The organism is Rhizobium sp. BK275, from assembly GCF_014193555.1.
GTDB lineage: Bacteria > Pseudomonadota > Alphaproteobacteria > Rhizobiales > Rhizobiaceae > Rhizobium.
Map to the genome: position 1 here is coordinate 408,409 of NZ_JACHZL010000001.1, position 14,270 is coordinate 422,678.

A 14,270-nucleotide genomic window follows, 5' to 3' on the forward strand; every position below is an offset into this window, starting at 1 on the left:
AAAATTACCAGAGCGCCCTGACGTTCAATCGCCGAAGGGCAGGGCAAGCGCCTCCGTCCGCGCTTCAAGGGCGCGGATGACAGCCGCCATGTCTTCACGGCCGAAACCCAGGCTTTCGGTTTCGGCATAGAGCGCATGGCAAGCATCGAGCAGCGGCGAGGCGATGCCCGCCTGCCGGGCCGCTTCGGCCACCAGCCTGTTGTTCTTGAGCGCGTCGGAGATCGCCGCCTGCACTGAGAAATCCCGCTCCACCAGCTTGCCGCTCTTGATCCGCGATATGCCGCTCGCCATTTGGCCGGCATCGACGACAGCTTTGAAAAGTCCCATGTCTAATCCCTGTCGAGCGGCAAAGTGCGCCGCTTCGGCGAGCCCCGTGACCGTCGTGATCAGAAATATATTAACGGCAAGCTTCATCAGGAGCGCATTCGGCACGGCGCCGCAGACAACCGTTTCCCTACACATGGGCTTCAAAAGCGGACGAACCTCTTCGACGACGTCCGCATCTCCCGCAAGCATGACCACAAGCTGGCCTTCCTCCGCCGGCCGGCGCGAGCCTGAAACAGGCGCCTCGACATAATGGCCGCCGGCGGCACGAATATCCGCCTCAAGCGCTTTCGAATATTCGGGCGCGGTGGTCCCCGTGTGGATAACGACATGTCCGGCGACCCGTTCGACAAAACCTGGTGTGCCGCGCCCGAGAACCGTGTCGATCACCGCTGCCGTGGCGAGCATCAGGATGACGGTCCGGGCTTTTGCAAACACTTCGTCGACATCCGCGGCCACTTCGGCACCGGCTGTCCGTAGCGTGTCAGCGCTTTCCGGCGACCGGTTCCAGACGATGAGGTCGGTGCCTGCCCGCGCGAGATTGAGCGCCATCGGCGTACCCATCACGCCGAGACCGATGAAGCCTGTTTTCATTTTGCCGTCTCCTCGGATAGCCAGGAGCGAAGTCTACGAACAAAGGCGACAGTTGTCTTGAAGGTTAGTGCGCAGGTGCGGGCTGCCCCGAAGTTTCCAGCGCTGCCTCACGGATCGTCTGCATGAGAATCGACAGCGGCAGCGAAGGGACGGCATCGGTACGCACCGTCAATCCAACCGGACCCTTCGTCTCGCTCGTATCGACCGGCAGGGCGACAAGCACGCCGTCGGCAATATCCCGCGCAACCACGCCGTTGGAAATGATCCAGATCGCGTCGCTATCGCGCACGAAAGCGCGGCCGAAGGCATCGGAGACGGTCTCGATCTGGCTCGGCAGGCTGGCGACACCATTGGCGATCAGGAAATTTTCGACCACCGGCCTAATGATCGAACCGCGGGTCGGCATCAGAAGCGTGTAGTGGCCGAGTTCGGTGAAGAACGATTTGCCGGCGCCAAGCAGCGGATGGCCGGCGCGCACGGCAAAGACCACTTGCTCGGAATAAAGATGCTCGAACGAGAAGCTGGCCATCCTTTCTGCTCCCGCGAGACGGCCGACGACGAGATCGAGATCGCCGACACGCAGCTGCTCCAACAGTACGGCATTGTCGCCGGTGACGATCTTCACCCGGCTCCAGGTATTTTCCTTCAGAAACAGGTCCATCGCCCGCGGCATGATGCGTGTCGAGACCGTCGGCAGAGCACCGATACGGATCGGCGGGGCATCGCCAAATTGCTCCTGCGAGACGGAATCGAGCCCCTGCCGGAGTGCTGTCAGCGCAGCACCTGCATGGCGCAGGAAGACCTCGCCGTACCGCGTGATGCGGATGCCGCGTCCTTCCCGCTCGAAAACCCCGACGCCGAGCGCCTGCTCCAGCTCGCGGATCGTCTTCGTCACTGCCGGCTGGCTGACATGCAGAAGTTCGGCGGCCTTCATCACGCTTTTCTGCCGCGCCACCTCGACAAAGGTCTGCAGATGGCGAAACTTGATACGACTATCGATCATTGCTTTCATAACTCATGGGTTATCGGAAAGCTGGAAAATATCATTTTACTTAACCGGTTCAACTCACCAAATTGGACGTGGAGGAGATTTAAAGTGCAATTCGCCAGTATCAACGACGTAACGATCCACTACCAGCTCATCGGCGCGCCGGCTGACCGGCCGGTCATCGTCTTTGCCAATTCGCTCGGCACGGACTTCCGGATCTGGCGCGATGTGATCGTGCGTCTTGCCGGCGATTTTGCCATCATCCTCTATGACATGCGCGGCCATGGGCTTTCCGATGTCGGCCAGGTGCCCTACGCCATGGAGGATCATGCGACCGATCTTGCCGGCCTGCTTGATCTGCTTTCGGTCAAGGATGCCGTCATCTGCGGTCTCTCGGTGGGCGGCCTGATTGCCCAGTCGCTCTACCAGCGCCGCCCGGATCTGGTGAAGGCGCTGATCCTTTGCGATACCGCCCACAAGATCGGCACGGCCGACAGCTGGAACAGCCGTATCGCCACCGTCGAGAAGAGCGGCATTGCCAGCATCGTCGACATGGTCATGGAGCGCTGGTTCACGCCGGCGTTCCGCCGACCTGAAAACATCGCCTATGCCGGCTACTGCAACATGCTGATCCGCCAGCCGGTGGAAGGTTATGTCGCCACATGCGCTGCGATCCGTGACGCCGATTTCACCGAGGCCGCGGCCAGGATCAAAGTGCCGACCATTTGCGTCGTCGGTGATCAGGATGGTTCGACACCGCCGGATCTGGTGCTCTCGACAGCAAAGCTGATCCCTGACGCGCGCTATGAAGTCATCAAGGACTGCGCTCATATTCCGCCCATCGAGCAGCCGGAAGCGCTGACAGCGATCATCCGCGCCTTCCTCTCATCCATCGGAGACAAGAGCCCATGAGCGACACCGCGTCCGAACGCTATCATCAAGGCATGACAACCCGCCGCGCCGTTCTCGGCGATGCCCATGTCGACCGCGCCCAAGCCGCTGCGACGGAATTCGACAAGCCGTTCCAGGAGTTGATCACCGAGGCCGCCTGGGGCCATGTCTGGTCGCGGCCGGAGCTGACGAAACGCGAGCGCTCGATGATCACGATCGCCCTGCTTGCAGCCCTTGGCCAGGACGAAGAGGTGGCGATGCATGTGCGCGCCACCGCCAATACTGGCGCCTCCCGGGAGGATATTCGGGAGGCGCTGCTGCATGTGGCAATCTATGCCGGCGTGCCGGCGGCCAATCATGCAATCAAGATCGCAAAACAGGTTTTCGAGCAGATGGACGCCGGCAAGGCAGCCTGAGGGGGAGAGAATGTCCGACTTACCGAACCGCAAGCCAGAAACCGGAGCTTTCTTCGCCCGCGACCGTGCCTGGCATCCGCCGGCCTATGCGCCGGGTTACAAGACCTCGCTCCTCCGTTCACCGCAACGCGCGCTGCTTTCTCTCGATGGCACGATTTCGGAAATCACCGGCCCGGTCTTCGGCCATTCGATGATCGGCGAGATGGATAACGACCTGATCCATAATTTCGCGCGGCCCGGCGAGAGCGCCATCGGCGAACGCATCATCGTCCACGGCCGGGTGCTCGATGAGCGCGGTCGTCCGCAGGTTGGTGTCCTCGTCGAATTCTGGCAGGCCAATGCCGGCGGCCGCTACCGCCACAAGAAAGAAACCTATCTCGCCGCAATCGACCCGAATTTCGGCGGCTGCGGCCGCTTCGTTACCGACGAGGAAGGCCGCTATTTCTTCCGCACCGTGCGGCCCGGCGCCTATCCCTGGCCAAACGGCGTCAACGACTGGCGCCCGGCGCACATCCATTTTTCGATCTTCGGCCACGGCTTCTCGCAGCGCCTCATCACCCAGATGTATTTCGAAGGCGATCCGATGATCTGGAAATGTCCGATCGTCGGCGCGATCCCGGACAAGGCGGCGATCGAGCAGCTCATCGCCCCCATGGATTGGGGCAATACGATCCCGATGGACGGCCGCGCCTACAAGTTCGATATCGTGCTGCGCGGCCGCCGCTCGACCATGTTCGAAAACAAGCTGGAGGGGAACTGACATGCAGGAACTCGGCTATCTCAAGGAAACCCCGTCCCAGACCGCCGGCCCCTATGTGCATATCGGCCTGACGCCGAACTTCTGCGACATCGCCGGCGTTTTCGACAGTGATCTCGGTACGCGGATGGTCAATGACAAGACGCTCGGCGAGCGTATCACCGTCAGCGGCCGCATCTTCGACGGTGCCGGAGCACTCGTTCGCGACGCCGTCATTGAAATCTGGCAGGCAGACAGCGCCGGCCTCTACAACAGCCCCTCGGAAATGCGTGGCACGGCAGACCCGAACTTCACCGGCTGGGGCCGCTGCCCCACCCGCGCCGAAGACGGTGTCTATAGTTTCGAAACCATCAAGCCCGGCAAGGTTCCCTTCAAGGACGGCCGCAAGATGGCCCCGCATATCACCTTCTGGATCGTCGCCCGCGGCATCAATATCGGCCTGCACACGCGCATGTATTTCCCGGAAGAGCAGGATGCCAATGCGGTGGACCCGGTTCTGGCGCGTATCGAGCACCGCGAGCGCGTGGCAACGCTGATCGCTGCGCGCGATGGCGCGAAGCTGAGCTTCGACATTTACCTGCAGGGACCGAAGGAAACGGTGTTCCTGGACATTTAAGCTATCTCGACTGGCTACTTGCCCGCGATCCGTCGGGCAAGTAGCGTCGGTTTCGCCCTGCCCTATCTGGGTCGAGATAAGCCGACAGGCAGACCGGGATTGCGATGAAACGAGCTGCCACATGACCACATCCCCTTTCGACCATCCTTTCCTTTCCGGCCTGCTCGGAGACACTGAAATCGTCGCCTACTTCTCAGTCGAGGCTGATATCAGGGCGATGCTCTCCTTCGAAGCGGCACTTGCACGCGCAGAAGCGACGCATGGCATCATTCCGGCGGAAGCCGCGCGAACAATCGGCGAGATCTGCGCTGGCTTTACCGCAGATGTGCAAAGCCTGAAGGCTGCAACGGCTCGGGATGGAGTCGTCATTCCGGACCTCGTCAAACAGCTCAGGAAGGTGGTCGGCAGCGAGGCCGCCGAACATGTTCATTTCGGTGCGACCAGTCAGGACGCCATCGACACCAGCCTGATGTTGCGGCTGAAGTCCATCACCTTCCTGTTCGGCGGAAGGCTGCATGCCATCGCGACGAAACTGGCGGCGCTCGAACGCCAGTTCGGCGCCAACCGCCTGATGGGCCATACACGCATGCAGGCCGCAATCCCGATTACCGCCGCCGACCGCATTGCCGCCTGGCGGATGCCGCTGGAGACCTATCGCGACCGGCTGACGGAGCAGACCTTCCCCGTGCAATTCGGCGGTGCTGCCGGTACGCTCGAAAAGCTCGGGGCCGAGGCATCCGTCGTGCGCGCCTCGCTGGCGCAGGAGCTGGGATTGGCCGATGAGCCGCAATGGCAGAGCCGCCGCAGCCGCATTGCCGATCTCGCCAATCTCTATTCGCTCATCTCCGGCAGCCTCGGCAAATTCGGGCAGGATATCGCCTTGCTCGCCGAAGCCGGCGGCGAGATCGAGCTTGCGGGTGGCGGCACGTCCTCGGCCATGGCCCATAAGCAGAATCCGGTCGCCGCCGAAACGCTGGTCGCGCTCGCCCGCTTCAACGCAACGCAGCTCTCGGCCATCCATCATTCCCTCGTTCATGAGCAGGAGCGCTCCGGGGCGGCCTGGACACTCGAATGGCTGGTGCTGCCGCAGCTGGTCATGGCAACCGCCGCCTCGCTGCGGCTGGCGGCGGAACTTATCGGCAATATCAAGCGTCTGGGGACAGGCTGATCGCCTTTGCATGAACGCGGTAAAACCGGCTATGCAGAGGCGTTGATTTCAGGAGTGATCCCGTGACCTTTCCCCTCTTCGATCTTTCCGGCCACCGCGCGCTCGTGACGGGCTCCAGCCAGGGTATCGGTTATGCGCTGGCACTCGGGCTTGCCGAACACGGCGCCTCCATCATCATCAACGGCCGCAACGCCCAGAAGGCGGAGGCCGCCGCCGAGACGATCCGCGAGCAGAAACGCCATGCCGTCAGCGCAGCCTTCGACGTGACTGATGCGGAGGCCTGCCGCTCGGCGATTACCTATATCGAAGCCGAGATCGGCCCGATCGATATCCTCATCAACAATGCCGGCATGCAGTTCCGCACGCCGCTGGAGAGTTTTCCGGTCGAAAAGTGGGACGAACTCTTTCGCACCAATGTCTCCAGCGTCTTCTACGTCAGCCAACCGGTCGCGCAGGCGATGATCAGCCGCGGCCGTGGCAAGATCATCAACATCGCCTCGGTTCAGGCCGAACTCGCCCGGCCAGGTATCGCGCCCTATACGGCGACCAAGGGTGCTGTGCGCAATCTCACCCGTGGCATGGCAACCGACTGGGCAAAGCATGGCCTTCAGGTGAACGCGATTGCGCCCGGCTACTTCAAGACGCCGCTCAACCAGCCACTTGTCGATGATCCGAAATTCTCCGGCTGGCTCGAAACCCGTACACCGGCTGGCCGCTGGGGCAATGTGGAAGAGTTGGTTGGTGCGGCCGTCTTCCTGGCGTCGAACGCATCGTCCTTCGTCAACGGCCATATGCTGATGGTCGACGGTGGGATTACGGCGTCGCTCTGAGGTTAATCGCCTCCACCGTCACCACCGCCGTCGCCTCCATCACCGCAATCAAAACTCATTTCGAGGCCGCCTTCGGCTTGGCCACGAACGGAACGCCTGGAAAACCGAAGGTGCGCCCACCAAACAGGGTTCCAGGACAAGAATACGGCAAATGCGACGATGAGGATGAAAACGATCACGAGGCCTATAAGGATTGCAGTGACTGGAGCCATGTTCACTCCAAAGGTTGCGCAAGGAAATTATCTCAGCGATTTCCGCGAGAAACAAGAACATCTCGATTTTGAGCACGATATGACAAAGACGAGCTTTCGCTGCCGCGAGCGTGCTTCGGCTGCCGGCCATCTCCGACGCGGTTTCCTTGCCGTTTCGCGGCTTTAGCATCGCCAAAAACAGGCGGATTTGCATTTTCGGTCGCGCGCAACCATTTAAGATGCATGATCCGCGGAAATGTCGCGATCTCGCTCACGCCGGAACGTTTACAGAAAACGAACCATACCGGCTTGCATTCTGAGCCAAAAGCCGATTGCTTAGGAAAATCTACTTCTTCTTCGGCTAGCCGTTGGAAGAGTGCGAGGGGATATAGGCAAACCCGTGGAATTCTGCAGCTTCGCATCGGGATCGATGGTGACTACGATGACGAAGCGGGAAAGCTGGTTTGAAGGAAGATGAGTAACGATCTGTTTCAGGTAAAATTTTGGGGCGTACGGGGGAGCATTCCCGTGTCAGGCCCGGAATTTGACCGCTATGGAGGCAACACCTCCTGCATTGAAATCCGCTGCGGCCAGCACCGGATGCTGTTCGACGCGGGCTCTGGCCTGCGTGAAGCCGGCCTGTCGCTCATTGCTGATGAAGTCCACGATGTGGATCTCTTCTTCAGCCACTGCCACTATGATCACATCATCGGCCTGCCCTTCTTCAAGGCGATCTACTACCCGTCGATCAACGTCAACATCTGGTCCGGCCATCTGGACGGCAAGATGACCACGCGCGAGATGGTCGAGCAGTTCATCAGCCCGCCCTGGTTCCCTGTGAAGACCGACATCTGTCAGGCGACGATGAATTTCCGTGATTTCCATGCCGGCCAGACACTGACCCCGCATGATGGTGTGGAGATGCAGACCTATATGCTGAACCATCCGGGCGGTGCGATCGGCTATCGCATCCATTGGAAAGGGCGCATCATATCGCTGATCTACGACATCGAGCACACGCCGGGTAGCTACGATCCGGTGGCGCTGGAGATGATGAAGGACGCCGATCTCGTCGTCTACGACTGCACTTATAATGAAGACGAGATGCAGCGCTTCAAAGGGTTTGGCCATTCCACGTGGCAGCACGGTACCGAACTTGCAAAAATGGCGGGCGCGAAGCGCTTCGCCCTATTCCATCATGCGCCCTCGCGCACCGATGAACAGCTCGCTGTCATGGAAAGCCAGGCGCAGGCCGCCTTTGCCGGTGCCTTTGCCGCCCGTGACAATCAGGTCATCGACATCTGATCCTGTACGAGCGCGGCTGCCGAGACCCATTCTACTGCGGGATGGCCCGAAGTCGCCTCGAAGAGCTCGGCAAGGAAATCCCACGCCGCCGCATCATGCACCAAGTGATGCGCGAGCACGCCGATCGGTTCGCTGCTGCCCTCGAACCTGTCCTGCAATTCGGCAACCAGTTCGCCGATCAGGTCTGCCATCGGCCGGCCGCCGCGCGTACCGTGCCAGTCCATGAGGTCGACATGGGAATTGACGATGGCGAGCGGGCTTTCTCCCTTGACGCGTCCGTAAGTCGAAAGGGCTTCAAAGCCGAGCGCCGGCAGCTTGGGAATGAGGCCCTTGTCGATGCGGTTCCAGGGCGGAACCAGCATGGCTAGAAAGCGTGTCGGGTAAAGACCCTTCAGCTTCAGGAAGCCTTCGTAGAGTTCACCGAGAATGGTTTCTTCCAGACGCGCTCCGCCGAGCTCCTGCTTCTTGTCGTCAGGTCCGGCATGATTGTGATGCGCCCAGCCGTGAACCGCCACGCTGACATGCGCCTCGCCCGCAAGCCGCTGAGCCAGCGGCGCGTCGGTAAAGGCCGGAATGACCGCAAGCGTGACGGGGATGCCGTAGCTTTTCGTTTCGGAGAGCAGCCGCTCCAGCGCCGCCGTCGGCTCGATCGCATCGTCATCCCGCAGCCAAAGCCGCGCCACGCGGCCAGCGGCGCGCCAGCGCTCCAGTTCCCGATACAACGGCTCGTGGATGGTGCTATCGATCATGTGCAGCTCCTGCATGATTGCATAGGATCAAATCCAGTTCTTTCGCCGCGCCGGCTAGCGAACGCTCGTCGATGACGAAGCGACGGGCCGCGGATGCCATGGCGTCACGGCGCCCCCGGTCATCCAGCAGTCCGGCAATGGCCCGCGCATAGGCTTTCATATCGCCATCAGGCGTCAATAGGCCGGTCATATCGGCCTCCACCACGGCAGGCACGCCGGCGGTCTTCAGCGCCACAACAGGAAGGCCCGCCGCCTGCGCTTCGAGATAGGCAAGTCCATAGGCTTCGCCGCAACCCGGCCAGACATAGATGCTGCCCTTCGCCAACAGTACGGCAATCTCTTCCGGTTCCCTTTGGCCAAGCCAATCGATACGGCCGGGCGCAAAGCCGGCAAACAGGGCCTCTACCTCAGCCCGCAGCGGACCGTCACCGATGATGCCGAGTGTCCATGGACGCTCCGCGATCATGGAGAGTGCCGTGGCGAGCATCTTGTAGCTCTCCATCTTGTCGCCGGCCCGCATCATGGCCACGGTCATCAAGCGTTGCGGATCGGGGGCGGGCGTTATCGCCTCGAAGAGCGTTGTGTCGATGAAGGGCTTTATTCCGGCGATACGCGCTTCGGGAAAGACGTCTTCCAGTCCTTTCCGGTCGCGTTCGGTGAAGGCGATATTGACCGCCGCCTGACGGATCGCGTCCCCCACCGATCTCTGGAAGAAGGCCCAACCCAGCCCATCACGTTTGCGCGAGTAGGAGGCTTCGGCCGTGACATAGGGAATGGCGAATTGCTCCGCGATGGCGGGGCCGAGGAGATCAGGGGATTTGTAATAAGGATGATAGCAGAACCAGAGTTCCGGCCCCGGCTCCGCCCGCCATTTGCGCCGCAGCCGCTCGAGTTCGCCATCCGCCTTCGCCAGAACCTCAGCCGCCGCCTCCGGCGAGCCGGCATGGACACGGAATTCGGACACGACCTCGACAGAATGGCCAGCCATCCCCAGCGCCCGGATCAACAGCCGCGCCATCAGCCGGTCGCCTGAGGGCACTGGATGATCAGGCGATTTCATCGGCGCGTAGAAAGCGATCCGCATCGCGACACTCCGCTGACGACAGTGTGTTTCCAATCGGCGCTCGCGCCGTAAGCGAAAATTTCCGCTATTGTCACTATCCTTGAACGATACAGGCAGGCATACCGAAGCGATCGTGATTAGACGAGACGATAATTCCGCCCTTTTTCGTCTTCTCTAGTGCATTTGCGATTTGAGCTTCAAGAACAGGAATTGATGACGACGGTCTTGGCCACAGGGGTTTTTTCGGAGCGCACGATCAGGAAGGCCAGGCTCGGTTCCGGCCTTGTCATGTTCGTCTTCATCATCCTGCATATGTCGAACCATGCATTGGGGCTCGTTTCGCTGACGGCAGCCGATGATGCGCGCCGGCTGTTTCTGGCGATCTGGCGCAATCCGGTCGGCACTATTCTCTTCTATGGCTCGGTCCTCGTCCATATGACGCTGGTGCTGCGCGGGCTCTATATGCGCCGCAGCCTCGTCATGCCGAAAAACGAGATGGCACAGATCGTTCTCGGTCTCCTGATTCCGCTATTACTCATCGACCATGTCGTCGGTACGCGTATCGTCCATGCACTCTACAGCTATACCGACAATTACGAGACGATCGTTCGCACGCTCTGGATCAACTCACCGCAGAACGGCGTACGCCAGACTTTCGCGCTGCTCGCCGTCTGGATCCACGGCTGTATCGGCATACATTTCTGGCTGCGCTATCGGCCCTGGTACGACAATTCCTCATCGCTGCTTCTGGCGATCGCCATCCTTCTGCCGGTGCTGGCGCTGCTCGGTTTCGTCGAGATGGGCCGCACGCTGTCCGATCCCTCCTACATCGAGTCAGAATCCGGCCACTACGAAGAAGCGATCAATACCCGCTATTACAACGATCCCGAGGCGCGCGAGCAAATCGCGACGATTCGCGCCGGGCTCTACGGCAGCTTCTCCGCAACGCTGGCCCTCGTCATCCTGGCACGGGCGCGCCGCAGGCTGAAAGAGCGGGCGAACCAAGTTGCGGTTCACTATCCCGGCGGCGAGACGGTGCGCGTGCCCCGCGGCTTCACCGTCCTGGAAGCAAGCAGGCTTGGCGGTCTGCCGCACTATTCGGTCTGCGGCGGCAAGGGCCAGTGCTCCACCTGCCGCGTGCAGATCCTCGGCGATTACTGGACCCTGCCGCCGCCCGACAAGCTGGAGCAGACGACGCTGAAGCGCATCAATGCGGCATCCGATGTGCGCCTCGCCTGTCAGCTCCGCCCGGATAAGGACTTGACCGTCGCGCCGCTGCTCGTACCGCAGACAGAGGCTGCCCTTCCCGCCAACAGCCAGGAAACCAGCCCCGGCCGCGAGCGCGAGATCGCCGTGCTCTTCTGCGACATGCGCCATTTCACTACGCTGACCGAAACCCGCCTGCCCTTCGACGTCGTCTTCCTGCTCAACCGCTATTTCGGGATCGTCGGCAAGGCAGTGGAACAGGCCGGCGGACGGCTCGACAAATTCATCGGCGACGGCGCTATGGCACTCTTCGGCCTCAACACCACGCCTGAGGAAGCCTGCCGGCAGGCGGTAGCAGCCGCAACCGCAATTGTTGCCGAGGTGGAGAAGCTCGCCGCCGAACTTTCCGAGGAACTGCCTTTGCCGCTGCAGATCGTCATCGGCATCCATGCCGGCCCGGCCGTGGTCGGCACGATGGGCTATGGGCGCGTGCGCAGCCTGACCGCCGTCGGCGATACGGTCAATGTGGCAAGTCGCCTGGAAACCGCGGCCAAGGAACTCAATGCCGCTATCGTCATTTCCGAGCCGGTCGCGGTACGCGCAGGCATCGATCCGGAAACGGTCGAAAGCTGCGAAATCAATGTGCGCGGTCGGGTACTCCCCTTGAAAGTCTATGTCGTTCCGAGAGAGAACGCAGCCGAACCGCTCAAGGAAAGACAATAATGTCCGGCAAGGCATGGCTTACCGCCAAATATTGGAAGCGCCGTTTGCGCAAGGCGCGCAATGCGCTGGCCACGCGTTTCTTCAATACCCGCTTTGGCCGCCGGCTGCTGATCGAAAATATCGGGCCGCGCGTCACCTCCATGACCGTCGATGCCGGCGATCACCTGATGAGTTTTTCGCCGGCGGACTATATCGGCCGCAAGGTCTTCCGGAAGGGCCATTTCGAACGCGAGGCCGTCGACCGGCTGCTCGTGATCCTGCGCCAGCGCGGCCTGCTGAAGAAGGACGGCATGCTGCTGGAGATCGGCGGCAATATCGGCACACAGACCGTCTATTTTGCGCTCGCCCGGGCCTTTGCCGGGATCGTCAGCGTCGAACCGGACCCGCGCAATTTCCGCCTTTTGGAACAGAACATCCGTCAGAATGGACTTACGGATGCCGTGCGCCTCGTCAACTGCGCAGCCGGCGAAGACGAAGGCAAGATCGACTTCTTTCTAAACAGCGCCAATCATGGCAAGAGCAGCGCGATCCGCCAGAGCGCCAGCGACCAGAAGATCAGCGTGCCGGTGCGGTCTGTGACCGGCATCCTCGACAGACTCGGCATCGACCAAGCGGCCATCGGCCTCGTCTGGATGGACATCGAAGGGTATGAGCCGGTTGCCTGCCGCTCGATGCTGCCGCTGCTTGCCCGCCGCGCGCCTCTCTATATGGAATTCACGCCGCTCTTTTACGGCCCCGAGGGCACGAAAGCCTTCATTCGTACGCTCGCCGGCTTCTACGAGGATTGTCTCGTCGTCTTCGAGGACGGCGAGAAGGAGATGAAAGTCCGTGATCTGCCGGGCGAATTCGATCAATATGACGTGCTGTTCCTGCCTTAGACCGAAGAAGGGCATGTCGTCGTCCGAAAACCGCTCACGCTTTTCGGCGTCGTGCTCCAGGCGCCAGAGGCTACGGTGCAGACTGCATCACCAGCGATTGATGGCAATGTACACCGGCGAGGACGCCTGAGGCGGAGGCGAGCGTGGCGTTGTGCATGGCACTTGCCGCATCGCCGGCGGCAAAGACGCCTCTGACGGTCGTCTCTTTGTTATCGCCGGTCCGGATGACCGGCCCGAGCGGACCGTCGTCGAAGGCACAGCCAAGCTGCTCGGCAATCGGGCTTGCCATCGCCGTTTTCGCTGCGACAAAAACGGCGTCCAGCGGCACGACCCGGCCGTCGGTCAGGCGGACGGCCTCAAGCTTCGGATTGTCGCCCAATAATTCGACGATAGGGCTGCGCTCGATCCGAACACCGCGCGCGGTCATCCGCGCCAGTTGCTCTTCATCGGGCTCGAACAAGGCCTGGGTGAAGTAGGTCGTTTCTCCCCAGTCGGGAAGCAGCATGGCCGCATGCGCTGAAAGCGGAAGGGTTGCGAGAACGCCAAGTGCACCGCCACTCACTTCATAACCGTGACAATAAGGGCAGTGCAGCACGGAACGGCCCCATCGATCCCGCAGGCCGGGGATCTCAGGCAGTGAGTCGCTGATACCGGTCGCCAGGACGATGCGCGCGGCCCTTTCTTCGCCACCACCCTTGATGCCGATCACGAATTCATCTCCATCGGCACGCGCCTGAACAACTTCCCCGTCGCGGATAGTGATGGTCGGATAAAGCGAAAGCTGCCGCTTTCCCTCCCGCATGATCGCCGCCGGTGTCTGGCCGTCCTGGCCCAGGAAGCCATGTGACGCGTGCGAAAACCGATTGCGCGGTGCGCCTGCATCGATCAGCAGAACACGGCGTCGCGCCCGGGCAAGCTGCATGGCTGCGGACAGGCCGGCGAAATTTCCGCCGATGACGATGACCTCGAATGACATGGATCTCTCCTTTGACGTCGCCTCAATCATGAAGCAACATAAGTTACATGAAATGACGCAGTCAAGCATCATGTTACTTGTCTTGTTACGATCTGCTTGTGATAATGGCCCATTCGATCGACGGGAATAGAACTTCATGCGCAATGACAGCCGCCTTTCACGCATGCTGCACGTGCTGATCCACATGGATCGGCATGAGCATTCGGCGACCTCCGAAATGATTGCAAAGATGCTGAACACCAATCCCGTCGTCGTCCGCCGCACCATGGCCGGCCTTAGAGAACAGGGCTATGTCCGTTCCGAAAAGGGGCATGGCGGGGGCTGGACGCTGATGCGCCCGTTGTCGGAAATCACGCTGCTCGATGTCTACAACGCCATCGGCGAACCGCATCTTTTCGCCATCGGCCCAGCCGACGACCAGCCGAAATGCCTTGTGGAACAGGCTGTGAATGCTGCTCTCGAGGATGCGATGAAGGAGGCGCAGGCCCTGCTCCTGCGGCGATTGGGCAGCGTGACGCTGGACGAAATCGCGGCCGACTTCGAGGCAAAATATGCCGCGCTCTCGGCTGCGTCCTATTCCTGCGCCTCATAAGCG

The 14,270-nt window shown here is 61.1% G+C and carries 15 protein-coding genes; 10 read left to right on the top strand and 5 right to left on the bottom strand.

The annotated features are described in order from the left end of the window. Window positions 1-24 precede the first annotated feature (24 nt). Both FHT82_RS01860 and pcaQ read right to left on the bottom strand, forming a co-directional pair. A complete protein-coding gene (locus FHT82_RS01860) occupies window positions 25-918 on the bottom strand; it encodes an NAD(P)-dependent oxidoreductase (protein ID WP_183725777.1) in 894 nt (297 codons plus the stop codon). A 64-nt stretch (window positions 919-982) separates the two neighbouring features. Continuing rightward, complete coding sequence (gene pcaQ / locus FHT82_RS01865) at window positions 983-1,921, bottom strand: pca operon transcription factor PcaQ (RefSeq protein ID WP_183725779.1); 939 nt, start codon at window positions 1,919-1,921, stop codon at window positions 983-985. Window positions 1,922-2,014: 93 nt separating this feature from the next. Between pcaQ and pcaD the strand changes: the two genes are divergently transcribed. The 7 genes from pcaD (at window position 2,015) to FHT82_RS01900 (ending at window position 8,080) form a co-directional block, all read left to right on the top strand. Next, entirely contained in the window at window positions 2,015-2,818 is an 804-nt protein-coding gene (gene pcaD, locus FHT82_RS01870; RefSeq protein ID WP_183725781.1) for a 3-oxoadipate enol-lactonase, read from the top strand. After that, on the top strand, window positions 2,815-3,213 hold the full coding sequence (gene pcaC, locus FHT82_RS01875; RefSeq protein WP_183725783.1) for a 4-carboxymuconolactone decarboxylase: 399 nt from the start codon (window positions 2,815-2,817) through the stop codon (window positions 3,211-3,213). Before pcaD ends, pcaC begins: the two co-directional genes overlap by 4 nt. Before the next feature lie 10 nt (window positions 3,214-3,223). After that, on the top strand, window positions 3,224-3,973 hold the full coding sequence (gene pcaH, locus FHT82_RS01880; RefSeq protein ID WP_183725785.1) for a protocatechuate 3,4-dioxygenase subunit beta: 750 nt from the start codon (window positions 3,224-3,226) through the stop codon (window positions 3,971-3,973). A 1-nt stretch (window position 3,974) separates the two neighbouring features. Continuing rightward, window positions 3,975-4,586, top strand: coding sequence for a protocatechuate 3,4-dioxygenase subunit alpha (gene pcaG, locus FHT82_RS01885; RefSeq protein WP_183725787.1), 612 nt, complete (start codon window positions 3,975-3,977; stop codon window positions 4,584-4,586). Between the two features lie 121 nt (window positions 4,587-4,707). After that, window positions 4,708-5,754, top strand: a complete 1,047-nt coding sequence (locus FHT82_RS01890; protein ID WP_183725789.1) for a 3-carboxy-cis,cis-muconate cycloisomerase — start codon at window positions 4,708-4,710, stop codon at window positions 5,752-5,754. A gap of 62 nt (window positions 5,755-5,816) precedes the next feature. Then, window positions 5,817-6,584 (top strand): SDR family oxidoreductase, encoded by a 768-nt coding sequence (locus FHT82_RS01895; protein WP_183725791.1) that lies wholly within the window; start codon window positions 5,817-5,819, stop codon window positions 6,582-6,584. 665 nt (window positions 6,585-7,249) lie between these two features. Continuing rightward, the gene (locus FHT82_RS01900; RefSeq protein ID WP_183725793.1) at window positions 7,250-8,080 is read left to right on the top strand and encodes an MBL fold metallo-hydrolase; all 831 of its coding nucleotides are present in this window, start codon (window positions 7,250-7,252) and stop codon (window positions 8,078-8,080) included. Here FHT82_RS01900 and FHT82_RS01905 read toward each other — a convergent pair. Together FHT82_RS01905 and FHT82_RS01910 are read right to left on the bottom strand one after the other, a co-directional pair. Beyond that, entirely contained in the window at window positions 8,062-8,829 is a 768-nt protein-coding gene (locus FHT82_RS01905) for a polysaccharide deacetylase family protein (protein WP_183725795.1), read from the bottom strand. The genes FHT82_RS01900 and FHT82_RS01905 overlap by 19 nt on opposite strands. Beyond that, the gene (locus tag FHT82_RS01910) at window positions 8,819-9,913 is read right to left on the bottom strand and encodes a glycosyltransferase family 4 protein (protein ID WP_183725797.1); all 1,095 of its coding nucleotides are present in this window, start codon (window positions 9,911-9,913) and stop codon (window positions 8,819-8,821) included. The genes FHT82_RS01905 and FHT82_RS01910 overlap by 11 nt, the downstream gene beginning before the upstream one ends. Before the next feature lie 192 nt (window positions 9,914-10,105). Between FHT82_RS01910 and FHT82_RS01915 the strand changes: the two genes are divergently transcribed. Further along, a complete protein-coding gene (locus tag FHT82_RS01915) occupies window positions 10,106-11,821 on the top strand; it encodes an adenylate/guanylate cyclase domain-containing protein (RefSeq protein WP_183725799.1) in 1,716 nt (571 codons plus the stop codon). Further along, complete coding sequence (locus tag FHT82_RS01920) at window positions 11,821-12,699, top strand: FkbM family methyltransferase (RefSeq protein WP_183725801.1); 879 nt, start codon at window positions 11,821-11,823, stop codon at window positions 12,697-12,699. The genes FHT82_RS01915 and FHT82_RS01920 overlap by 1 nt, the downstream gene beginning before the upstream one ends. Window positions 12,700-12,769: 70 nt before the next feature. Here the strand turns inward: FHT82_RS01920 and FHT82_RS01925 are convergent, their stop codons facing one another. Further along, on the bottom strand, window positions 12,770-13,675 hold the full coding sequence (locus FHT82_RS01925) for an NAD(P)/FAD-dependent oxidoreductase (RefSeq protein ID WP_183725803.1): 906 nt from the start codon (window positions 13,673-13,675) through the stop codon (window positions 12,770-12,772). 136 nt (window positions 13,676-13,811) lie between these two features. Here FHT82_RS01925 and FHT82_RS01930 point away from each other — a divergent pair, with 136 nt between their 5' ends. Further along, on the top strand, window positions 13,812-14,267 hold the full coding sequence (locus tag FHT82_RS01930; RefSeq protein WP_183725805.1) for an Rrf2 family transcriptional regulator: 456 nt from the start codon (window positions 13,812-13,814) through the stop codon (window positions 14,265-14,267). Window positions 14,268-14,270: the final 3 nt, after the last annotated feature.

Excerpts from the sequence above, each read along its gene's own strand:
- FHT82_RS01925 (WP_183725803.1), bottom strand. The coding sequence starts at position 13,675 with ATGTCATTCGAGGTCATCGTCATCGGCGGAAATTTCGCCGGCCTGTCC.
- FHT82_RS01905 (WP_183725795.1), bottom strand. The coding sequence starts at position 8,829 with ATGATCGATAGCACCATCCACGAGCCGTTGTATCGGGAACTGGAGCGC.
- FHT82_RS01920 (WP_183725801.1), top strand. The coding sequence starts at position 11,821 with ATGTCCGGCAAGGCATGGCTTACCGCCAAATATTGGAAGCGCCGTTTG.
- FHT82_RS01910 (WP_183725797.1), bottom strand. The coding sequence starts at position 9,913 with ATGCGGATCGCTTTCTACGCGCCGATGAAATCGCCTGATCATCCAGTG.
- pcaG (WP_183725787.1), top strand. The coding sequence starts at position 3,975 with ATGCAGGAACTCGGCTATCTCAAGGAAACCCCGTCCCAGACCGCCGGC.
- pcaC (WP_183725783.1), top strand. The coding sequence starts at position 2,815 with ATGAGCGACACCGCGTCCGAACGCTATCATCAAGGCATGACAACCCGC.
- FHT82_RS01860 (WP_183725777.1), bottom strand. The coding sequence starts at position 918 with ATGAAAACAGGCTTCATCGGTCTCGGCGTGATGGGTACGCCGATGGCG.
- pcaH (WP_183725785.1), top strand. The coding sequence starts at position 3,224 with ATGTCCGACTTACCGAACCGCAAGCCAGAAACCGGAGCTTTCTTCGCC.
- FHT82_RS01900 (WP_183725793.1), top strand. The coding sequence starts at position 7,250 with ATGAGTAACGATCTGTTTCAGGTAAAATTTTGGGGCGTACGGGGGAGC.
- FHT82_RS01915 (WP_183725799.1), top strand. The coding sequence starts at position 10,106 with ATGACGACGGTCTTGGCCACAGGGGTTTTTTCGGAGCGCACGATCAGG.
- FHT82_RS01930 (WP_183725805.1), top strand. The coding sequence starts at position 13,812 with ATGCGCAATGACAGCCGCCTTTCACGCATGCTGCACGTGCTGATCCAC.
- FHT82_RS01890 (WP_183725789.1), top strand. The coding sequence starts at position 4,708 with ATGACCACATCCCCTTTCGACCATCCTTTCCTTTCCGGCCTGCTCGGA.
- pcaQ (WP_183725779.1), bottom strand. The coding sequence starts at position 1,921 with ATGATCGATAGTCGTATCAAGTTTCGCCATCTGCAGACCTTTGTCGAG.